19 protein-coding genes are annotated in these 21,507 nt (G+C 62.5%); 13 read left to right on the top strand and 6 right to left on the bottom strand.

Annotated features, from left to right (window positions below; translation table 11 throughout):
- Window positions 1–171: 171 nt before the first annotated feature.
- Window positions 172–942, top strand: coding sequence for a Crp/Fnr family transcriptional regulator (locus GXY01S_RS11560; protein WP_061275278.1), 771 nt, complete (start codon window positions 172–174; stop codon window positions 940–942).
- Here the strand turns inward: GXY01S_RS11560 and GXY01S_RS11555 are convergent.
- Window positions 939–2,216 (bottom strand): AI-2E family transporter, encoded by a 1,278-nt coding sequence (locus tag GXY01S_RS11555; RefSeq protein ID WP_370664435.1) that lies wholly within the window; start codon window positions 2,214–2,216, stop codon window positions 939–941. The two genes, GXY01S_RS11560 and GXY01S_RS11555, sit on opposite strands and share 4 nt — an antisense overlap.
- Window positions 2,217–2,497: 281 nt before the next feature.
- Between GXY01S_RS11555 and pqqA the strand changes: the two genes are divergently transcribed.
- From pqqA to pqqE, 5 genes are read left to right on the top strand one after another with little or no spacing between them, the layout of a single operon-like run.
- Window positions 2,498–2,578 (top strand): pyrroloquinoline quinone precursor peptide PqqA, encoded by an 81-nt coding sequence (pqqA, locus tag GXY01S_RS11550; protein WP_010508617.1) that lies wholly within the window; start codon window positions 2,498–2,500, stop codon window positions 2,576–2,578.
- 59 nt (window positions 2,579–2,637) lie between these two features.
- The gene (gene pqqB / locus GXY01S_RS11545; protein ID WP_061275246.1) at window positions 2,638–3,561 is read left to right on the top strand and encodes a pyrroloquinoline quinone biosynthesis protein PqqB; all 924 of its coding nucleotides are present in this window, start codon (window positions 2,638–2,640) and stop codon (window positions 3,559–3,561) included.
- Window positions 3,558–4,295: a pyrroloquinoline-quinone synthase PqqC gene (gene pqqC / locus GXY01S_RS11540; protein ID WP_061275244.1), complete on the top strand. Its 738-nt coding sequence runs from the start codon at window positions 3,558–3,560 to the stop codon at window positions 4,293–4,295. Before pqqB ends, pqqC begins: the two co-directional genes overlap by 4 nt.
- Window positions 4,292–4,573 carry a pyrroloquinoline quinone biosynthesis peptide chaperone PqqD gene (gene pqqD, locus GXY01S_RS11535; RefSeq protein WP_061275242.1) on the top strand — a complete coding sequence of 94 codons (282 nt, stop codon included), beginning with the start codon at window positions 4,292–4,294 and terminating at the stop codon, window positions 4,571–4,573. The genes pqqC and pqqD overlap by 4 nt, the downstream gene beginning before the upstream one ends.
- Window positions 4,570–5,676, top strand: a complete 1,107-nt coding sequence (gene pqqE, locus GXY01S_RS11530; RefSeq protein ID WP_061275240.1) for a pyrroloquinoline quinone biosynthesis protein PqqE — start codon at window positions 4,570–4,572, stop codon at window positions 5,674–5,676. Before pqqD ends, pqqE begins: the two co-directional genes overlap by 4 nt.
- On the opposite strand, the gene GXY01S_RS11525 is transcribed toward pqqE, so the two are convergent.
- A complete protein-coding gene (locus GXY01S_RS11525) occupies window positions 5,657–7,327 on the bottom strand; it encodes a stimulus-sensing domain-containing protein (RefSeq protein WP_255210430.1) in 1,671 nt (556 codons plus the stop codon). The genes pqqE and GXY01S_RS11525 overlap by 20 nt on opposite strands.
- A gap of 110 nt (window positions 7,328–7,437) precedes the next feature.
- Window positions 7,438–8,148, bottom strand: a complete 711-nt coding sequence (locus GXY01S_RS11520; RefSeq protein WP_061275238.1) for a response regulator transcription factor — start codon at window positions 8,146–8,148, stop codon at window positions 7,438–7,440.
- A 244-nt stretch (window positions 8,149–8,392) separates the two neighbouring features.
- Between GXY01S_RS11520 and GXY01S_RS11515 the strand changes: the two genes are divergently transcribed.
- The 6 genes from GXY01S_RS11515 (at window position 8,393) to trmB (ending at window position 15,698) form a co-directional block, all read left to right on the top strand.
- Window positions 8,393–8,992 (top strand): nucleotide exchange factor GrpE, encoded by a 600-nt coding sequence (locus tag GXY01S_RS11515; protein WP_061275237.1) that lies wholly within the window; start codon window positions 8,393–8,395, stop codon window positions 8,990–8,992.
- Between the two features lie 185 nt (window positions 8,993–9,177).
- Window positions 9,178–11,085, top strand: a complete 1,908-nt coding sequence (dnaK, locus tag GXY01S_RS11510; RefSeq protein WP_061275235.1) for a molecular chaperone DnaK — start codon at window positions 9,178–9,180, stop codon at window positions 11,083–11,085.
- A gap of 190 nt (window positions 11,086–11,275) precedes the next feature.
- Window positions 11,276–12,403 (top strand): molecular chaperone DnaJ, encoded by a 1,128-nt coding sequence (gene dnaJ, locus GXY01S_RS11505; RefSeq protein WP_061275233.1) that lies wholly within the window; start codon window positions 11,276–11,278, stop codon window positions 12,401–12,403.
- 184 nt (window positions 12,404–12,587) lie between these two features.
- Complete coding sequence (dapB, locus tag GXY01S_RS11500; protein ID WP_061275231.1) at window positions 12,588–13,376, top strand: 4-hydroxy-tetrahydrodipicolinate reductase; 789 nt, start codon at window positions 12,588–12,590, stop codon at window positions 13,374–13,376.
- A gap of 265 nt (window positions 13,377–13,641) precedes the next feature.
- Entirely contained in the window at window positions 13,642–14,829 is a 1,188-nt protein-coding gene (gene metK / locus GXY01S_RS11495; protein ID WP_061275229.1) for a methionine adenosyltransferase, read from the top strand.
- A gap of 161 nt (window positions 14,830–14,990) precedes the next feature.
- Window positions 14,991–15,698: a tRNA (guanine(46)-N(7))-methyltransferase TrmB gene (trmB, locus tag GXY01S_RS11490; RefSeq protein WP_061275227.1), complete on the top strand. Its 708-nt coding sequence runs from the start codon at window positions 14,991–14,993 to the stop codon at window positions 15,696–15,698.
- On the opposite strand, the gene GXY01S_RS11485 is transcribed toward trmB, so the two are convergent.
- Both GXY01S_RS11485 and GXY01S_RS11480 read right to left on the bottom strand, forming a co-directional pair.
- Window positions 15,699–16,640 (bottom strand): SDR family oxidoreductase, encoded by a 942-nt coding sequence (locus GXY01S_RS11485; protein WP_061275225.1) that lies wholly within the window; start codon window positions 16,638–16,640, stop codon window positions 15,699–15,701.
- The gene (locus GXY01S_RS11480; protein WP_061275223.1) at window positions 16,637–17,305 is read right to left on the bottom strand and encodes a DedA family protein; all 669 of its coding nucleotides are present in this window, start codon (window positions 17,303–17,305) and stop codon (window positions 16,637–16,639) included. Before GXY01S_RS11480 ends, GXY01S_RS11485 begins: the two co-directional genes overlap by 4 nt.
- A gap of 96 nt (window positions 17,306–17,401) precedes the next feature.
- Here GXY01S_RS11480 and GXY01S_RS11475 point away from each other — a divergent pair, with 96 nt between their 5' ends.
- Window positions 17,402–19,387 carry a S9 family peptidase gene (locus GXY01S_RS11475; RefSeq protein WP_061275221.1) on the top strand — a complete coding sequence of 662 codons (1,986 nt, stop codon included), beginning with the start codon at window positions 17,402–17,404 and terminating at the stop codon, window positions 19,385–19,387.
- Window positions 19,388–19,469: 82 nt separating this feature from the next.
- Here the strand turns inward: GXY01S_RS11475 and GXY01S_RS17240 are convergent, their stop codons facing one another.
- Entirely contained in the window at window positions 19,470–21,461 is a 1,992-nt protein-coding gene (locus tag GXY01S_RS17240; protein ID WP_082770850.1) for an acyltransferase family protein, read from the bottom strand.
- Window positions 21,462–21,507 lie beyond the last annotated feature (46 nt).

Genomic DNA, 21,507 nt, shown 5'->3' with positions numbered 1-21,507 from the left:
ATCAGTCGTGTTTACCTTATATTTCTGGGTTGGCTGCATTGATTTACATCAACCCATCAGCCATAGTCTGCGCTCTTGGCGAATGCATTTATTGTATTTCTAGGGAGCCAGGGCATGTCCGGTTACTTCGGCGCCGGAACGTGGGCGCCTGAAAGTGAATTGGAAATTATCATGTCGGATATGCCTTCGTGTCAGTTTGAATCGAGGCCACGGCGTATCGTGATCGGGTCGGGTGGCGTGCAGGCGGATTTCTGCACCAATTGCAGCGTTCGCCCCACCAGCGTCTGTAGCGTGATCGAACCCTCCGATATCTCCCGCCTGGCTGAAGTCGCGGTGGAAACCATCGTTTCCCCCGGTCGCGGCTTTATCGAGGAAGGCGCGCCCGCGACCGACTTCTTCAATGTGACATCGGGCACCGTGAAGCTGTTCAAGGCCCTGCCTGACGGACGGCGCCAGATTACCGGTTTCGCGGCACCGGGGCATTTTCTCGGCCTTGCCGTGTCCGACAGTTATGCCTTTGGCGCGGAGGCGATCGATACGGTGCGCGTATGCCGCTTCTCGCGTGAGAAGATGGGCGAACTGCTTGATGATTTCCCCAAGCTCGAGCGCCGCCTGCTTGAAGAAGCCTCCAACGAACTCGTCGCCGCCCAGAACCAGATGCTCCTGCTCGGCCGCAAGACCGCGCGCGAGCGCGTGGCGAGCTTCCTGCTTGACCAGATGCAGGCAGGTCTCCTGCCCGGCCAGCCACCACCATCGGGTGGCCGGCTGCACCTGCCCATGACCCGTGGCGACATTGCCGACTATCTTGGCCTGACCATCGAGACCGTCAGCCGCACGCTGAGCTGGATGCGCGGTCAGGGCATGATCGAGGTGGGCAAGGGCTACGCCATTACCATCGTGTCAATGGCCAAGCTTGAGGTCCTGGCCGCAGGCAACGGCTAGTCTTCCAGCCGGTCGGGGTCTTCATCCGGCGTGGCGCTGGCGGGCGTTTCGGTAAAGAGCGGCTTCTTTGGCGCGGGATGGGCCGGGCCACCGACAATGTGACCCAGCGGGGTGAGAATCTCCACATGGTCGCAGATGATCTTGAACACTGCCAGCAGGGGCACCGACAGGAACGCCCCGAAAATGCCCCACAGCCAGTCCCAGAACATGAGTGACGCCATGACCAGCACCGGGTTGAGCGTAAAGCGCCGCGCCAGCACCATGGGGGTTATGGTCTCGCCTTCCGTCAGGTGAATGCACAGGTAGATGGCCGGGGGCAGCAGCGCCTGCCACACCGATGGATAGACGAACAGCCCCACCAGGAAATAGATGATGATGCCCATCATCGGCCCGATGATGGGAATGTAGTTGAGCAGGAACGCCATGACCCCCCATAGCAGCGGGTTGGGCATGCCCAGCAGCCAGCACTGCACCATGTTCACCAGGCCCACGAGGCTGTTGATGATTGTGATGGTGGCCAGGTATTCCGACACATTGCGCTCGATCTGATAGGCGATCTGCACCGTGCGGCGCTTGTCGGCAAAGGTGGGCATGATCTCGACAAAGCGCCTGAGCAGGCTGTCGCCCTGCGCGAGCAGGAAGAACAGCATCAGGATCATGGTAAAGAACTGGCCCATGAAGGCCTGCGTGCCCAGCAGGATGGAGGAGGAAAAGCGGTCCAGCCCCGCTACCCCCCCACCGCCTGCGGGCGTGGACACGACGATGACATGCCCGTCGGCTGTTGGCTGGTCGGGAGCTACTGCCGTGGCATGGCCGCCTGCGATGGAGAGGAAATTATGGATCCGGTCTGAAGCGCCGGTCAGGAGCTGGAACGGCCCGCGCAGGAAGGCGAGGCGCTCTTGCAGGGTACTGATCGCCTCGGGCGCGCGCTCGAGCCACCCCGTGGCGGGCACGGAAATGGCGGTGCCCACCGCCCCCACTACGCCAAACACACACAGGATCAGGCACAGGGCCGCCAGCGGCTTGGGCAGGTGCAGCCGCGTGTGCAAAAAGCGGAGCGGCGAGGACAGCAGAAGGTTGACCACCAGCGCCAGGATCATGGGCAGGATGATGGCCGAGGCGAAATACAGCGTATAGAACACCGCCAGCACGCTGAGCAGCAGCAGGCAGGCCGTGCGGGTGTCGATGCGGCTGTGGCGCATGACCTCGATGGCGCGCTGCTGCTGGACCTGCTCGTAGGATGGCGGCGGGGGGGGCGGTGTCTCGGGCGGCATCGGTTCAGGTCCTGGCTTTTGCTGGCTTGGCCCGTATGGCCGGGGCTGGTATCCGCGTTTCCGTGCCAACCCGCTCCTTATGGCGGTATCGGGCAGGCAGGACCAAGGATTTTGGCACATTCCCGCTACGCAGCCATTGCAGGGGGCGGGATGGTACACGCTAACGTGAATTTTCAGGCCCCATATGCCCCCACACACGACTTGAAAGTGGCGGGAGACAGGGCTCAAATACGCATCAGACGAAGGTTCCTGCCTTTCGCATATCATCAATGGAGAGTCCCATGGCCTGGAATACCCCCAAGATTGTTGAAGTCCCCCTGGGCGCCGAGATCAACAGCTACGTCTGCGGCGAAAAGAAGTAAGATGGAAACATCGCCGCCTGTCTCGCACAGGCGGCGATTTTCTTTTACACTCTGCGTCCATGATCGACATTATCGTTCTCGGCGCGGCGGCGGGTGGCGGATTTCCCCAATGGAACTCCAACGCTCCCGGTTGCAGGCGGGCCAGGGCCGGCGATCCGGCAGCCCTGCCCCGCACACAGGCTTCCATCGCCATCAGCGGAGATGGAAAAAACTGGTTCGTGGTCAACGCATCGCCTGACCTGCGCACCCAGATCAACCAGACCCCGGCGCTGCACCCCAGCGAGGGCCTGCGTTCCACGCCCATCGCTGGCGTGATCCTGACAGGCGGCGAGGTGGATACCATCACCGGCCTGCTCACCCTGCGCGAGCGACAGCCCTTTACCCTTCTGGCCACGCCCGAAGTGCTGTCCATGCTGGATGCCAACCCCATTTTTGAGGCCCTGAACCGCGCGGTCGTGACCCGTGAACCGATGGGACTCGACCAGCCCGTGGCGCTGAAGCTGACCGATGGCACGCCCGCGGGCCTGACCATCGTGCCGTTTGCCGTGCCCGGCAAGGTGCCGCTTTATGCCGAGTCCGGCCCCGACCCCGCCGCCATATGCGAAAATGGCGAGACGATCGGCCTCGAAATCTCCGATGGTAGCCACCGTGTGTGCTTCGTGCCCGGCTGCGCGCGCATGACCGACAACCTGCGCGTGCGCCTGCGCGGGGCGGATGCCGTGTTCTTTGACGGCACGCTGTGGGTGGATGACGAGATGGTGCGCGCGGGCCTGGGCGAGAAGACCGGCCGCCGCATGGGCCATATGTCCATGGATGGCATGGACGGCACCATCGCCGCCCTGCGTGACCTGGGCATCAAGCGCAGGATTTTCATACACATCAACAATTCCAACCCTGTGCTGCTGGCGGATACGCCCGAGCGCGCTGCCGTCGAGGCCGCAGGGTGGGAAATCTCCCATGACGGGATGAGGATTACGGCATGAGCGCACCCCTGCTTTCCCCTGATGAACTTGAAGCCGCACTCCGCGCCATCGGGGCGGAACGCTACCACAACCTGCACCCTTTCCACCGCGCGCTGCATGATGGCAGGCTCAACCGCGCGCAGGTGCAGGCCTGGGCGCTGAACCGCTATTATTACCAGGCCAGCATTCCCGCCAAGGACGCAACGCTGCTCGCCCGCCTGCCCACGGCGGAACTGCGGCGTGAATGGCGCAGGCGGCTGGTTGACCATGATGGCGACGCACCGGGCACCGGTGGTGTCGCACGCTGGCTCAAGCTGACCGACGGGCTGGGGCTGGACCGCGCCTATGTGGAGTCGCTTGAAGGGCTGCTGCCCGCCACCCGCTTCGCGGTGGATGCGTATGTGGCCTTCGTGCGCGACCGCTCCATCCTCGAGGCCATTGCCTCGTCGCTGACCGAGCTGTTCTCGCCCACCATCATCAGCGAGCGCGTGGCGGGCATGCTGCGTCATTACGACTTCATCACGCCCGAGACGCTGGCCTACTTCCAGCCGCGCCTGACACAGGCCCCGCGTGATTCCGACTTCGCGCTGGGTTATGTGAAGGAACATGCCCGCACGCCCGCGCAGCAGCAGGCCGTGCTGGGCGCGCTCAAGTTCAAGTGCGGCGTGCTGTGGGCCATGCTTGATGAGCTGGAATATGGCTACGTCAATCCCGGCCGCATTCCCCCCGGTGCGTTCCGCCCGGACGTGGCATGAGCGCAGACCTCACGGACGACAGCGTTATCCGCTTCGCGCGCGGGGTCCGGCTCCAGCATGACCGCGTGCGCGAGCGCTGGATCATCCAGGCGCCGGAGCGGGCTTTCATTCCCGATCCCATCGCGGCCGAGGTGCTCAAACTGGTCGATGGCACGCGCACGCTGGGCCAGATCATTGCCGATCTGGCCACCCGCTTCGCGGCCCCGGTTGATGTGATCGGGCGCGATGTCCATGTCATGGTGAATGACCTCATGACCCGACAGGTGCTGGTGGTATGACCAAAACCATTCTCTCGCCCATGAGCCTGCTGGCGGAACTCACGCATCGCTGCCCGTTGCAGTGCCCGTACTGTTCCAACCCGCTGGCGCTGGAGCCGCGCCGCAACGAACTTTCCACCGCCGAGTGGATCAGCGTGCTCGATCAGGCCGCCGAGATGGGGGTGCTGCAGGTGCATTTTTCGGGCGGCGAGCCGATGAGCCGCCCCGACCTGCCCGAACTCATCCGCCATGCCGTGGGGCTGGGGCTGTACACCAACCTCATTACCTCCGGCGTGCTGCTTAACGCGAAGACCTTCCCCGCGCTGGTGGAAGCGGGACTCGATCACGTCCAGCTTTCGTTTCAGGATATAGATACGGCAAATGCCGAGCTTGTCGGCGGCATGAAGGGCGCGCAGGCCCGCAAGATCGAGGCGGCGCGGCTGGTCGCCGCCGACGGCATGCCGCTTACGCTCAACTTCGTCATCTACCGCGAAAACGCCGGGCGCGTGCCGCAGATGCTTGAAGCGGCCATCCAGATGGGCGCGCGCCGGGTCGAGATTGCCCATACGCAGTATTATGGCTGGGGGCTGGCCAACCGCGAGGCCCTCATGCCCACCGCCGCCCAGCTTGAGCAGACCACGCAGGCGGTGGAGGCAGCGCGGAAAAAATACGAAGGTCGCCTGACCATCGATTATGTCACCCCCGATTACTATGCCGACCGGCCCAAGCCGTGCATGGGCGGCTGGGGGCGACGGTTCATCAACATCTCGCCCTCGGGCCGGGTGCTGCCGTGCCATGCGGCGGAGACCATCCCCAACGTCGCCTTCCCTGACGTAAGGCATGACACGCTGGACCATATCTGGCGCGAGGCTCCGCTTTTTACCATGTTCCGCGGCACGGACTGGATGCCCCAGCCCTGCCGGAGCTGCGACCAGCGTGAGAAGGACTGGGGCGGCTGCCGCTGTCAGGCCCTGGCGCTGGCAGGTGATGCGGCCGCGACCGACCCGGTGTGTTCGCGGGCACCTGACCATGAGCGGGTCAAGGCCGTTCTCGACACCCTGCCCGCCGCGCCACCGCCCTTTCGCTACCGGCGGTATGCGCGCGCTACGGATGAGGTCGGCTGACCTCGCCCTTCACGTCCACGCGCGGCAGGCAGATCACGAAGCGGGCACCCTGCACGTGGCCATCGGCATCGACGCGGTTTTCGGCGCTGATGGTGCCGCGCAGGGCCTCGATGATCTGCTTGCTGATTGACAGGCCCAGGCCGGAATGCTGGCCAAAATTCTCGCTGCTGGGCCGCTCGGAATAAAAGCGGTCGAAAATGTTGTCGAGCTTGGCCTGCGGAATGCCCGGCCCTTCATCGCTGACCGCAATCTCCACCATGCCGCCCGCGGGCACCGCGCTGAGCAGGATCTTGCCATCGGGCGGCGAGAACGAGATGGCGTTGCCAATCAGGTTGCGCAGCACCTGTACCAGCCGGTCCTCCACCGCCAGCACCACCAGCCTGCGCTCCGGGCTGTCGCCGCTGCTGGCCACCGCCATGAAGGGCTGGCCCGGCTGGCGCGTGGCCTGATGGATCTCGGCCAGCACGGACAACAGCGGCACGATGGCCACCGGCTCGGCGCGGATGCGCGAGAGTTCGGCATCCACGCGGCTGGCATCGGAAATATCGGTAATCAGCCGGTCGAGCCTGCGCACGTCGTCATTGATGATCGACATGAGGCGGCGCTGGCGCGCGGGGTCATCAATGCGCAGCAGGCTTTCAATGGCCGAGCGGATGGAGGAGAGCGGGTTCTTGATCTCGTGGCTGACATCGGCGGCAAAGCGCTCGATGGCGTCCATGCGCGCCCACAGCGCGCTCGCACTGTCCTGCAATGCGCGGGCGACCTCGCCAATCTCGTCGCGCCGGGCCAGCAGGCGCTCGGGCACCATGTCGGTGCGGTCGGAGGATTCGCGCATGGTATGGGCCGAGGCGGCCAGCCGCAGCAGCGGGCGTGCAATGGTGAGCGACAGATACCACGAGAGCAGGATGGTCAGCGCCAGCGCCATGAGAAACAGCGACAGGATGGACGAGCGCACAGCAAACAGCGAGCGGTCGACATCACGCGCCTCACGCGTGAGCTGGATGATGCCCACCGTGGTCTGCCCCGCATGCATGACCGGCTCGGCTACCGTGACCATGAGCTGGTGGTCGGCGTTGCGGCGGATATAGGGCGGGATCTCCATCACCCGCGTGCCATCGGGCTGGGTTACGGGCTGGATCGACGGGTCTGAATCCGGCGTGTCCAGCGTCATGATCCGCTCGCCCGAGAGCGTGGGCAACTGCGCCAGAAGCCAGTTATACAGCCGCTCGCCCATATTGATCGATGTGCCGTGGGGGGGGCTTGCGTGCTCGTCTTCCTCGGCCGGTGGCAACGGCGTGGCCTTGATGCCGAAGCCTGCCTGTTCCACGCGGCTGTCGGCCACGACCTGCCCATCGGGGGCAAACAGGCGGGCATGGGCACTCGGGCTGGGTTCGGTCAGGCGCAGCAGCAGCGGGCCGGCAAGATCAGGGGCCAGCGTCACGTCGCGGCGCGACACGATCACGGCACTCTGCCCCAGGGCACCGGCATAGATGCGCGCCTGCTCGCGCAGGGCTGATACCTCGGCCTCAAGCAGGCTGTTCTGGAACTGGGTCAGGTACAGCAGCGTCAGCGCCAGCAGGCCAAGCGGCAGCGTATTGACCAGCAGGATGCGCCGCATGAGCGGCGAGACCAGCCGGGAGCGGTATTCCATGAATTCCGCAACCGCGTTCTGCCGCTCCCCGCTCCACCGCCGGGGCAGCAGGCGGCGCAGCGGGCGTGGAAGCGGGAGTGCTGATACAAAGAGACGGGACACCGGCGAGGTCATTCTTCCTTGTAGCGGTAGCCGATGCCGTACAGCGTCTCGATCTGGTTGAACTCGTCATCCACCTGCCGGAACTTCTTGCGCACGCGCTTGATGTGGCTGTCGATGGTGCGGTCATCCACATAGATGTTCTCGCCATAGGCGGCGTCGATCAACTGGTCGCGTGACTTGACCAGGCCGGGGCGGGCGGCCAGCGCCTTGACGAGCAGGAACTCGGTGACCGTAAGCTGGATGTCGCGTCCGTGCCACAGGCACTGGTGGCGGGTTTCATCAAGCGACAGGCCGCCGCGCACCATGGTGCCGGTGGGGCTGATGCCCGCCGCCTCGCTGCGGCTGACCTCGTTGCGGCGCAGCAGCGCACGGATGCGCTCGAGCAGCAGGCGCTGCGAGAACGGCTTGGTGATGTAGTCATCCGCCCCCAGCCGCAGGCCCATGAGCTGGTCCACCTCCTCATCCTTGGAGGACAGGAAGATCACCGGCAGCTGCGAGCGCGCGCGCAGGCGCTGGAGCAGTTCCATCCCGTCCATGCGCGGCATCTTGATATCGAGCACCGCCAGGTCGGCGGGGCGCGATGACAGACCATGCAGCGCGCTCTCCCCATCGGTATAGGTGCGGACGATGAAGCCTTCCGCCTCCAGTGTCATCTGCACGGAGGTCAGGATGTTCCTGTCATCGTCAACCAGCACGATCGTCTGTTTCGTTGGCTCCATGGGGGCTCTCTTTTTGCTCCTTCGCCGATCCGGGCATGACCGCCAGCATCTTGCCTGGCAGGCGCGCGCAGCATAGCGTCATAACCGCCCGCATGTCATGAGGGGATGCGGGTGCCGCGATCCACTGCAATGACAACGTCATTCCGGCTGTTCCGTTCACGGCAGGGACGTTGCGCAAAATCGGCATGCCTGCCGGGAGCGCAATGCCTTGCCCATCGGCCAGTCGTTACCTACTTGTAAGAGCATGAGCGAGAACACAGACCCCACCCCCTTTTCCGACGCCCCCCAGGGCGACGGCACGCCCTCCGACGCGCACGCCCATGAGGCGGCAGCGCCCCAGCCCGAGGCGGAGGCCGGATCAGACCCGCGCATAGCCGAGCTTGAAGCCGAAGTCTCGGCCATGCGCGACAAGTGGATGCGCGCGGAAGCCGACATGCAGAACCTGCGCACCCGTACCAAGCGCGAAGTGGAAGATGCCCGGCAGTACGCCGTGCAGAAATTCGCCAAGGACGTGGTCGAGGCCGCCGAGAACCTCAAGCGCGCGCTCGCCAGCCTGCCCAAGCCCGTCGAGGGAGAGGACAAGCTGCTGACCAGCATGCGCGAAGGCATCGAGAGCACCGAGCGTTCGTTCATGGGCATTCTCGAGCGCAACGGCATCAAGGCGGAAGACGCGAAGGGCAAGCCCTTCGACGCCAACCTGCATCAGGCCATGAGCCAGCAGCACAGCGACGAACACCCCGCCGATACCGTGATGGAGGCCTGGACCCCGGCCTGGACCCTGCACGGGCGGCTGCTCAGGCCGGCCATGGTGGTCGTGTCAAAAGGACCGGCGCAGGCAGGGTGAAATCCCGCCCGTGCATGGCTGGATCCTCTTGAAAGCGACGCATGGGCTGCCTACATCGGATAATGATAACGGCATGCGGGTGGATGTGAAAAAAGACAGTCCGCACCACGCGCCTGAATACTGAAAAAGAAGGGTCTGTCCCGATGCTTCGGGTCCGGACAGGCCGCTGAAAAGGAGAAGATTACATGAGCAAGGTTATCGGTATCGACCTTGGTACGACCAATTCCTGCGTTGCCGTGCGTGAAGGCGACGAGACGCGGGTTATCGAGAACAGCGAAGGCGCACGCACCACCCCGTCGATGGTCGCCTTTACCGACAACGGTGAAATGCTCGTCGGCCAGGCCGCCAAGCGCCAGGCCGTCACGAACCCCACCAACACGCTGTATGCCGTCAAGCGCCTGATCGGCCGCCGTTATGATGACCCGACCGTGGCGAAGGACAAGGGCCTTGTCCCCTACGAGATCGTCAAGGGCGACAATGGTGATGCATGGGTCGAGGCGCAGGGCAAGAAATACGCCCCCGCGCAGATCTCCGCCTTCATCCTGGGCAAGATGAAGGAAACCGCCGAGTCCTATCTTGGCGAGCCGGTCAAGCAGGCCGTCATCACCGTTCCGGCTTACTTCAACGACGCCCAGCGCCAGGCCACGAAGGATGCGGGCCGCATCGCGGGCCTTGAAGTGCTGCGCATCATCAACGAGCCGACCGCTGCTGCCCTGGCCTATGGCCTGCAGAAGAAGGACGGCGGCACGATCGCGGTCTATGACCTTGGCGGCGGCACGTTCGACGTGTCCATCCTCGAGATCTCCGATGGCGTGATCGAGGTGAAGTCCACCAACGGTGACACCTTCCTCGGTGGTGAAGACTTCGATGCCCGTATCATCGGTTTCCTGGCCGACGAGTTCAAGCGCGAGCAGGGCATCGACCTGCGCCAGGACAAGCTGGCCCTGCAGCGCCTGAAGGAAGCGGCGGAAAAGGCGAAGATCGAGCTGTCCTCATCCAAGGAGACCGAGATCAACCTGCCGTTCATCACCGCTGATGCGTCCGGCCCCAAGCACCTCGTGGTCAAGCTGAGCCGCGCGAAGCTGGAAAGCCTGGTCGATGACCTGATCCAGCGCACGCTCGAGCCCTGCCGCGCGGCGATGAAGGATGCATCCGTCTCGTCGGGTGAGATCAATGAAGTCATCCTCGTGGGCGGCATGACCCGCATGCCCAAGGTGATCGAGGCCGTGAAGGAGTTCTTCGGCAAGGAACCCGCCCGCAACGTGAACCCCGACGAAGTGGTCGCCATCGGCGCCGCCGTGCAGGGTGCGGTGCTGCAGGGTGACGTAAAAGACGTGCTGCTGCTCGACGTGACCCCGCTGTCACTGGGCATCGAGACGCTGGGTGGCGTGTTCACCCGCCTGATCGACCGCAACACGACCATCCCGACCAAGAAGAGCCAGACCTTCTCGACCGCGGATGACAACCAGAACGCCGTGACCATCAAGGTCTATCAGGGCGAGCGTGAGATGGCGGCTGACAACAAGCTGCTGGGCAACTTCGACCTGACCGGTATCGCCCCCGCGCCGCGTGGCGTGCCGCAGATCGAGGTGACCTTCGACATCGACGCCAACGGCATCGTGTCCGTCTCGGCCAAGGACAAGGCGACCGGCAAGGAACAGCAGATCAAGATCCAGGCTTCTGGCGGTCTGTCCGAGTCCGACATCGACAAGATGGTGAAGGACGCCGAAGCCAATGCCGAGGCCGACAAGGCCAAGAAGGAGCAGGTCGAGGCCCGCAACCAGGCCGAAGGCATGACCCATCAGGTCGAGAAGTCCCTTGCTGAAGGTGGCGACAAGATCCCGGCTGCGGACAAGACCGAGGCGGAAGCCGCGATCGCCGCCGTGCGCAAGGCGCTTGAAGGCAGCGATGCCGAGGCGCTGAAGACCGCGACCGATCACCTGACACAGGTTGCCATGAAGGTTGGCGAGGCCATCCACAAGGCAGGCCAGGCCGAGGGTGCCGCAGGTGCCGCCGCTGGCGGGGCAGCCCCGAAGGACGAAAAGGTTGTCGACGCCGACTTCGAGGACGTGGACGACTCCAAGAAGTCCTGATTGGCGCAAGGCGTCATACAGGCTTCGGAAAACGGGGCGCGGGCCTGATGGTCCGCGCTCCCCTTCCACCAAGGTGGCGCCCGTGCTTCTTTGAAGACGGGCGCTTTTCATATGCTGCCCGACAACGACAGATGGAACGCGAGGATCGTGCCGCGACAAGCCGGGCGGCCGCGTTTGCTAGAGGACCGACATGGCCACCAAGATAGATTATTACGCAGCCCTTGAAGTTTCGCGCGATGCCAATGGCGACGAGATCAAGCGGGCGTATCGCAAGCTGGCCATGAAATACCATCCCGACCGCAATCCGGGTGATGCGGAAGCGGAAAACAAGTTCAAGGAAATCAGCGAAGCCTACGAGGTGCTGAAGGACGACCAGAAGCGCGCCGCCTATGACCGCTTTGGCCATGCCGCGTTCGAGGGCGGTGGCCCGGGTGCTGGTGGCTTCGACTTCGGTGGCGGCGGGCTTGGCGACATCTTCGAGCAGATGTTTGGCGACATGATGGGCGGCAGGCGCGGTGGCCGCCGCTCGGGTGCTGATATCCAGGTGCAGGTCAGCATCACCTTCGCCGAGGCCTTCGCGGGGGTGAAGAAGGAAATCACCATTCCCACCCGCGTCACCTGCAAAAGCTGTGAGGGTACCGGCTCCGCCGACAAGGACCAGCCGCCCGAAACCTGCCCCTCGTGCCACGGCGCGGGCAAGGTGCGCGCGCAGCAGGGCTTTTTCGCCATCGAGCGCCCCTGCCCCACCTGCCACGGCACCGGCCGCCTGATCCGCAACCCGTGCAAGGAATGCCACGGTGCGGGCACGGTGGAAAAGAACCGGACCATCGAGGTCTCGATCCCCGCGGGCGTTGAGGATGGCACGCGCATCCGCATCACCGGCGAGGGCGAGGCGGGCGGCAAGGGCGTGCCCGCGGGCGACTTGTATGTGCATGTGTCGGTTGAGGCGCATGCCATCTTCCAGCGCGATGGCGCCAATATCTATTGCCGCGTGCCGGTGCGCATGGGGCAGGCCGCCCTTGGCACCGAGATCGAGGTGCCGGTGGTCGATGGCTCGCGCGCCAAGGTCAAGATCCCGGCAGGCACCCAGACGGGCGAGCACTTCCGCCTGCGTGGCAAGGGCTTCTCGGTGCTGCGCTCTTCCGCGCGGGGCGACATGTATATTCAGGTCGTGGTCGAGACCCCGCGCCACCTGAGCAAGCGCCAGCGCGAATTGCTGGAGGAATTCGAGACCGATGCGGCGGGCCACGCCAAGGGCAGCCCCGAGAGCACCGGCTTCTTCAGCAAGGTGAAGGACTTTTTTGAAGGCAAGCTGTAAGCCCGCTCTCACGGCATGGAGACCATGGCGTGCAGGTGGTTGAAATTGCTGATGGGTCAGGTGTAGGGTCGATCCACTATTCATGGTGAATCCCCCCCAACCTGCACCATGAATAGAGTTCAGGCGGCGCGATCCCCCGGTCGCGCCGCCATTTGCATATCTGGGCACTGGTGGAGAAAACAGCATGAACGCGCAGCCCCTGCGGATCGGGATTACGGGCCTTAATGGCCGTGTCGGTCGCCTTCTGGCGCACGAAGTGCCAGCGGCAGGGGCCGTGCTGGCCGGTGGCACGACGCGCGATGGCCGCCCTGTTGAGGGGATCGACTGCCCGGTTCATGCCGATATTGCTGATCTGGCGCGGCAATGTGATGTGGTGATCGACTTCACCCATGCCAGCACGGTGGTGGGCCATGCCCATGCCCTGGCAAAAACAGGCACGGGCTGGGTGCTGGGCACGACCGGCCTGTCAGGGGCGGACCAGCAGGCGGTCGATCAGGCCGCGACCCGCATTGCCGTGGTGCAGGCGGCCAATTTCTCGCCCGGTGTCACGCTGGTCACCCGCATTGCGCGCCAGATGGGCGCCGTGCTGCCCGGCAGCGAATATGATGCCGAAATACTGGAGATGCATCATCGCCAGAAAGTGGATGCCCCTTCAGGCACGGCGCTGGCCATGGGCCGCGCGGTGGCGCAGGGGCGGGGCATAAGGCTGGAAGACCATATTGAAAGCGGGCGCGATGGCCATACCGGCCCGCGTGCCGATGGCGCGATTGGCTTCGCGGCTCTGCGCGGCGGCCAGATCGTGGGCGAGCATTCGGTCATTTTCACCTCCAGCCATGAACAGATCAGCCTGACCCATCGCTCGTTTGACCGCAGGGTGTACGCCACGGGCGCGGTCCGGGCCGCGCACTGGCTGCGCGGGCATGAGGCTGGTCTTTATGATATGGAAGATGTGCTGGGCCTGCCACGCGATTGATTCCAGACTATTGATAATAAAAGATAAAAGTTTTGGGATGCCGCCTGTTTTCAAAAAGGCGGCATCTTTCGAGGCTTTTTGACAAAAGCGTCGCCAAAAACTTTCTCATGGTGGTGTTCCGGCCATTCCCCCAACGCAGGCCGTGCGGGAGGGTGCTATTCAGGGAAATGGCTTGACGCTTGGGCGGGTTTCGGCCAAACGCATGCGATCGTACGCCCGGTTTCGCAGGCGTTATTCTACTCCATACGAGGCAGACAGGACCATCATGCGCAATAAAGGCGATTTTCTGTTTACATCGGAATCAGTATCCGAAGGGCATCCCGACAAGGTCGCTGACCGGATCAGTGATACCGTTCTCGATGCATTCCTGACAGCAGACGGTGAATCCCGCGTTGCGTGTGAAACGATGGTCACCACCAACCGCATCATCCTTGCCGGTGAAGTGCGTGGTCCGTCTTCCGTAACCCCTGACCTGCTGATTCAGGGCGCGCGCGATGCGGTGAAGGACATCGGCTACGACCAGGCCGGTTTCTCATGGCGCAATGCCGAGGTGGAATACTACCTGCACGCCCAGTCCGCCGATATCGCCGTGGGCGTTGACAGCGCGGGCGAGAAGGACGAAGGCGCAGGCGACCAGGGCATCATGTTCGGCTTCGCCACGCGCGAGACCGAAAGCCTCATGCCCGCGCCGCTGTTCTACGCGCATGACATCCTTCACCGCGTGCGCGACCTGCGCAAGGCGGGCGACCCGCGTGCCGCGGCCCTGCAGCCCGATGCCAAGAGCCAGGTCACGCTGCGCTATGTCGATGGCAAGCCCGTGGGCGCCACTTCGGTCGTGATCTCGACCCAGCATGTGGAAGGGGCCAGCCAGGCCACCATCCGAGAGGAACTCGGCAGCATCGTGCGCGATGTGCTGCCCGAGGGCTGGATGCCGCCCGAAGATGAATTCTACGTCAACCCCACCGGCGTGTTCGTGATTGGTGGCCCCGATGGCGATTGCGGCCTGACCGGGCGCAAGATCATTGTCGATACCTATGGTGGTGCGGCCCCGCATGGTGGCGGCGCGTTCTCGGGCAAGGACCCCACGAAGGTGGACCGCTCGGCAGCCTATGCCTGCCGCTACCTGGCCAAGAACGTCGTGGCAGCCGGCCTTGCCGATCGCTGCACGCTCCAGATCTCCTACGCCATTGGCGTGTCGCATCCGCTTTCGGTCTATGTGGACCTTGATGGCACGGGCAAGGACATTGATGAGGCGAAGCTTGGCCGCGTCCTGCGCGAGGTCATGGACCTCACCCCGCGCGGCATCCGCAAGCATCTGCGCCTCAACCGCCCCATCTACACCCAGACCTCCGCCTACGGCCATTTCGGCCGCACGCCGGATGCGGCGAAGGACGACTTCACCTGGGAGCAGACCGATCTGGTCGGTGCCCTGCGTGGCGCGTTCAACCGCTAAAAGACGATAAAAGTCTTCTGGTACAGCCTTAAGGCTGTACCAGAAACTTCTGTATCGAGGGGGCTTGCCATGGCTGCTTGCAAAAGCGGGTCGTGGCGGCCCCCGCTGCGTTTTTCAATCATGCCGTATCCTACGGCAGCAGGAGCAGGATTTTCGGATAGATGACGGCCTCCGTGGATGTAAAGCCATCGCCAGACCGACTGTACGGGCGCCCGCGCGGCCATACCCTGCGCCCCCGCCAGCAGCGCCTTCTGGACCAGACGCTGCCACGGCTGCGCTTTCCCGCCGCTGCCATGGCCGACCCGGCCACCGGTTTTGGCCACAGGCCCGCGCAGATCTGGGTGGAAGTGGGCTTTGGTGGTGGCGAGCATTCGCTGGCCCAGCACGCAGCCCACCCCGACGTGGGCTATATTGCCTGCGAGGTGTTCGAGAACGGCCTGTGCTCGCTGCTCTCGCGCCTCGTGCCTGAAGATGGCGCGGAAGATACCGCCCCCCTGCCCGACATGCTGCGGGTGTGGGATGAGGATGCGCGCATCCTGCTGCGTGGCCTGCCCGCGCAGTCAATCGACCGCCTGTTCCTCATGTTCCCCGATCCGTGGCCCAAGTCACGCCATGCCAAGCGCCGCTTTGTCCACCCCGAGATGGTGAAGATGGTCGCCCGCGTGCTGCGGCCCGGCGCCATATGGCGCGTGGCCAGCGATGACCCGACCTATCAGGCATGGGTGGAGGAAGTGATGGCGGCCCAGGACCTGTTCGATACAGCACCCCCCGCCACCGTGCGGCCCGAAGGCTGGGCGCCCACCCGTTATGAGGCCAAGGCGATCAGGGCTGGCCGCCAGCCGATGTACTGGACCTTCACCCGTCGCTGATCACGACAGCGACGTGCCGGTTAGCCGTTGGGCCGCCTGCCACAGTCGCCTGGCAATGGTCAGGTCGCGGGCGGCGGGCGGCACGAAGGCCTCGGTCACCGGCCCCCGGCGCTCGCCCCACCCACCGGGGCCGTAATAACCGCCATCACGCGCCTCGGGCGCCATGGCGGCGAATTCGATGGGCAGTGCGCCATCGATGGCTGACTGCCCCATGAGCCGGAACGCCCATACCGCGCCAAAGCGGGTCATGCGCTCATGCAGGCCCTGGTCGTTATTGAGGCGGCTGGTGGCGATATCGGTCATGGACCAGCCGGGATGGGCTGCGATGGAATGCAGGTTCCAGCCATGCGTGCGGGCCTGCCGGTCAAGCTCCAGCGCCAGAATGAGGTCGGCCAGCTTGCTCTGCCGGTAGGCGCGGAACGGCGCGTAGCGGCGGCGGCCCTGCAGGTCATCAAACACGATCTGGCCGGTCAGCGCCGCAAGGCTCGCCACCGTCACCACCCGCCCGCCATGCCGGGGCGCGCACAGCAGCGGCCGCAGCCGCGCGGTGAGCGCGAAGGGGCCAAGGAAATTGGTGCCGAACTGCAATTCGAACCCGTCGCGCGTTTCCAGCCGGTGGGGCGTGCCCATGACGCCTGCGTTATTGACCAGCACATCGAGCGTATCGGTTTCGTCCGCCAGGTCGCGGGCGAAGGTTGCGATTGATTCAAGGGAGGCGACATCAAGCAGGCGGAAGGAGGCATTGGCCCCCGGCGCGTCCTGTTGCAGGCGCGTCAGCGCCGCCAGCCCCTTGTCGGGGTTGCGGCCCGCCAGCATGACCCGCGCGCCGCGCTGTGCCAGGCCAAGGGCGGTCTGGTAGCCCAGGCCACCGGTCGCACCCGTGACCAGGGCCAGGCGCCCGTCCATGCGGGGGGCCTGTTTTACGGTCCAGTGTCTGCTCATGGTTCAGCCTGTTCTCCGGGTTGGTTCATTTCTTTTTCGGCGGCGGCTTCCGCCTCGGCTGCCAGCCGTGCCTCGTTGCGGCGCAGGAAGATGATGACACACACCAGCACGATCCCGCCACAGATGGCGACCGTCATGCCCACCGGGCCAGACAGGCGCGTGATCCTGTTGCCCAGGTAATAGGCCGCGTAGGCATAGCCCCCCGCCCACAATATGCCCCCCATGGCGTTGAACAGGAGGAATTTGGGCCATGACATATGATTGGCGCCTGCCAGCAGGGCAATAAAGACCCGCAAGATGGCGATAAAGCGCCCCAGTAATACGATGATGCCCCCACGCCTGCGGAACAGGAAGCGCCCGAGTTGCAGCCGCCGCGCTGTTAGCCCGATCCGCGCGCCATGGCGCTCGAGCAGCGGGTAGCCCAGCCATTTGCCAATCAGGTAGCCGCAATTATCGCCCATGATTGCGCCCACGATGGCGGCTGTCGCCACCCATCTGATGTCCAGCCTGTGGGTGGTGGCGCAGTAGATGGCGGCGGAGATGACCAGTGTTTCCGCCGGGAGCGGAATGCCCATGCTTTCCAGCATGACGATGATCCCGATCACGCCATAGCCGTAATGCTGGAAAAGGGATTCAAGATGGTGAAGCAGCGTACTACCTGTCACAGATAAGAAGATTATGTAGGGTACGGGCACAGGCCGTGAAACACGGTTTGGGCAATCCCGATACCATTGTCACGCACAAATGGCAGGAGCTAAAGCATGACCCAGTCCGGCACCAGCGGCAAGACGGACATCGATATACGACCTTACGGCACATGGCCCTCACCCGTCAGCGCGGCGCTGGTGGCGGGGCAGACGGTGTCGCTGTCCGATGTGCGGGTCGATGGGCGGGATATTTACTGGATCGAGGGCCGCCCGGCAGAAGGCGGCCGCCGGGTGCTGGTGCGTGCCCGCGCGGGCGTGGTAGCGGACATGACCCCTGCCCCGTTTGATGTCGGCACCCGCGTGCATGAATATGGCGGCGGGGCCTATGCGGTCTGTCAGGGCCGGATTGCACTGAGCAACCGGCGCGATGGCAGCGTGTGGCTGATGGAAGGCGGGCAGACGCGCTGCCTTGCCGCAGGCGCCGGGCTGCGCTTTGCGGACCTGACCTTCAGCGCCGATGGCCGCTTCCTGTTCTGCGTGCGTGAGGATCATGGCGTGGAAGAGGGTGAGCCCGCCGCCGCCATCGTGGTGTTTGACTGCATGGCAGTGGTGGAAGACCCCGCCTTTAATGGCGGCACGCCGCTGGTGATGGGGCCGGATTTCCTGTCCTCGCCCCGGCCCTCGCCCGATGGGCGGTACCTGGCGTGGATCGAGTGGGACCATCCCGCCATGCCGTGGGATGCCACCCGCCTGCGTGTCGCGACCCTGCTGCAGGAAGGCGGTGACCCCCCTCGCCTCGCCGCACCCTGGACGCTGGCAGGCGAGGACGGGCAGGCGGAATCCATCATCGAGCCATGCTGGGATGCGGCGGGCCGCCTGCTGGCGTTATCGGATCGCAGTGGGTGGTGGAACCTCTACCGCTTCGACACCACATCCTCAGCCCCGGTGGCGCTGGCCCCCATGCAGGCTGAAATTGGCCAGCCATACTGGATCTTTGGCCTGCGCAGCTACGCGCTGCTGGCTGATGGCGCGATCCTGGCCATGATCATAAGCGGCGGCGAGGCCCGCATGGCCTGCCTGCGTGATGGCGTGGCAACGCCCATGGCCCTCGGTCACCCCGCTGGCTGCCCCGTGCCGGTGGAAGGTGGCGGCTTCGCGTGGCTTGACGTGCCGCCCGACAATGCGGCGGCGGTGGTGACTGGTGGCGCAGGCCAGTCGCCCCATGCGCTGCGCCGCGCCACCGACCTGCCGCTTGGCCCTGCCGATATTGCCCTGCCGCGCGCCATCACCTTTCCGCTGCCTACGGGCGATGGCATGGGGCAGGCCTTTTTCTATGCGCCTGCGAGCAGCCGCTACGGCGGGCCTGCGGGTGAAAAGCCGCCACTGGTGGTCGTGGCGCATGGCGGCCCGACCGGGCGGGCAAGTGCCGCCTTCTCGTTCAAGGTGCAGTGGTGGACCAGTCGTGGCTTTGCGGTTGTCGATGTCAATTATGGCGGCTCGACCGGCTTTGGCCGCGCCTATCGCCAGCGGCTTGAGGGCCAGTGGGGCGTGGTGGATGTGGATGACTGCATCGCCGCCTGCCATTATCTGGCGGAGCAAAAGCTGGTGGACCCCACCCGCATCGTCATACGCGGCAGCAGTGCCGGGGGGCTGACGGTGCTGCTGGCGCTGGCGCGCTCGGACCTGTTTGCGGCGGGCACCAGCCTGTATGGCGTGACCGACCTGCGCGCGCTGGCAACCGATACCCACAAGTTCGAGTCACGCTATCTTGATACGCTGGTTGGCCCCTACCCTGCCGGTGAAGCGACCTATCTGGCCCGCTCCCCCATTACGCAGGTCGCGCACATCAAGGCGCCGGTGCTGTTCCTGCAGGGGCTGGATGACAAGGTGGTGCCGCCCTCGCAGGCCCGCTCCATGGTTGCGGCGCTGCGTGGGCAGGGCGTGCCCTGCGCTTTGTATGAATTTGCCGGCGAGGGCCACGGCTTCCGGCAGGAGGCCACCATACGGCAGGCATGGGAGTTGGAACTGGCCTTCTACCAGCAGGTGCTGCGCCTGCCCGTGACCCCTGCCCTTGCGGTTGACCTGGGCGTACATGAGTAATAGTTGCGAGGACCGGTCATTTTTCAGTTTTGGGGAGTATGAATTGTTTTCATACTCCCCAACAGGAACGAAAAATCTATATTCAGTAATTTAATAATTTAATCAGATCCGCTGCAATATAATCTGCGCCAGTTGTAGAGAGATGATCGCTATGACTATACAACAGTTCGCTGTTCCGTAGACGTTCGCATTTATTGGCAGGGATATCACAGAGTATGGGCGCTGTGTGATAGACAATCAGCTTGGGGTGAGCCGCTTGCAGTTCTGCAACAATATGATGGTAATTACTAGATTTTTTTAAATAATCTGAATAGGAAATCTCGCATCGTTCCCTGATTGTATTTTCGCCAATATGATCCAGCCATTTAATCCCACTATGAAGAAGCGCACATTTATTGGATCTGAAGCCATCTGGGTTATCTTCAAGGAACACGACAGTTTTCCCTGCCTCTTCCAAGCGGGTTATCAGGTTGGAAAGACCAATAAATGCGCCATTAGCAACGGCTGCTTCGCCGGCATGGGGCGCGTAACTATCCAGTTCCAGAACACGTTGGGCGGTTGCAATCAGAACAAGATGGATCGATTCGGTCTGCAGAATGTAACGTAATCTGGCTTGATTGAACTGTGCGCATTTGGGTGGATCACTTTTGTTTTGAAGTGCATTGATGGCTGTAATTCTTTCCATCCCGAGCATGGGCGCGCACGCAGGTCTGCCCATCAGCATCCAGCGGTCTCCGGGGCGGGAATGATTGGCCAGCGACCAGTAAAGGGCATCAGCATGGCTATCTCCTATCAGGACAGCGTGCGGTATCTCCCGTTTATCTGTATAACACCAGTTCTCCGCTCCTATATCAGCCGACTGGGTACATTTCTCAACGGAGGGTGCAATGCGCAAGAGAGCATCCCAGTCGGTCGGAAGTGCATGGGTGGCCACGTAGCGTGTGGGGAGGCCATTATGATGCTGGATGTATCTGCCGGCTATTCCCATTATGGCCATGCCGATACAGAGGCCGATCATCTTGCCGGTTGCATGCCTGCCAAAACGTAAGGGTTTTTCGATCAGGAGATAGGTCACCACAGCAAGGACAATGCTGGCGAGCAGGAGTCCTGTGCGGATCGCGGCTGGTGGGGGTTCATCCAGTAGAATTCTGGCATAGGACAGTAGTGGCCAGTGCCAGAGGTACAAAGGATAACTGATAACCCCGATCAAGACGAGTGGCCTGAATGACAGCACCCAACGGTTAATGCAGGCATTGGAACCACTGGCGATGAGAAGTGTGCCAGCTAAAACTGGTAACATCGCTCTCCATCCAGGATATGGAGAGGTATTATTGAATGTAGCGAGAGCAATAAGAATAAGTGCTCCACCCGCAATGGATATGCACGAGCGCGTGGTCGAGGATATCCGCATATATCCGTTACGTTCTAAGCAAAGAAGGGTAGCTCCGAACAGAATTTCCCAAAACCTGGTAAGTGGTGAGAAAAAATCAGCTACTGGATTATAATAACTAATTAATAAAGAAAATATAAAAGAAGGAATGATACAAATTATGGAAACAAATATAGTAGGTAATTTTATTTTATTTGAAATAAACAATAAAAAAGGCCATATTAAATAAAATTGTTCTTCAATTGACAGTGACCATAAATGTAATAGTGGCTTATAATCTGATGCAGTATCAAAATATCCTACTTCATTCCATAAAGAAAAATTAATTAAAAATACAGAACTGTAAAATAAATTTTTACCAAAATGCCCGAATTCAGACGGCATGAGAATAAAGTATCCCGAAAAAATACAGAATAATAAAATAGTTATAAGAGCAGGAAATATTCTTCTGACGCGGTGGCGGTAAAAATCAAATATCTTTATATTATCTTTTTCAATGTTATTTATTATTATTTTTGTAATAAGGTATCCAGAAATAACAAAAAAAATATCAACGCCGATAAACCCGCCGGGAAGCAGGTTGGGAAAGGCATGAAAAATAATAACCGATAGAACGGAAACAGCGCGAAGGCCATCTATGTCTGCTCGATAATTTTTATTACAATTACCTGCGCGCGATACCATATTTATTTATAATCCGTATGAACAATCTATGCCAAATTTTTTCGTG

The organism is Komagataeibacter xylinus NBRC 15237, assembly GCF_001571345.1.
GTDB lineage: Bacteria > Pseudomonadota > Alphaproteobacteria > Acetobacterales > Acetobacteraceae > Komagataeibacter > Komagataeibacter xylinus.
The sequence above is the reverse complement of the archived record's forward strand: the minus strand, read 5'-3'. Positions and strand labels throughout refer to the sequence as shown.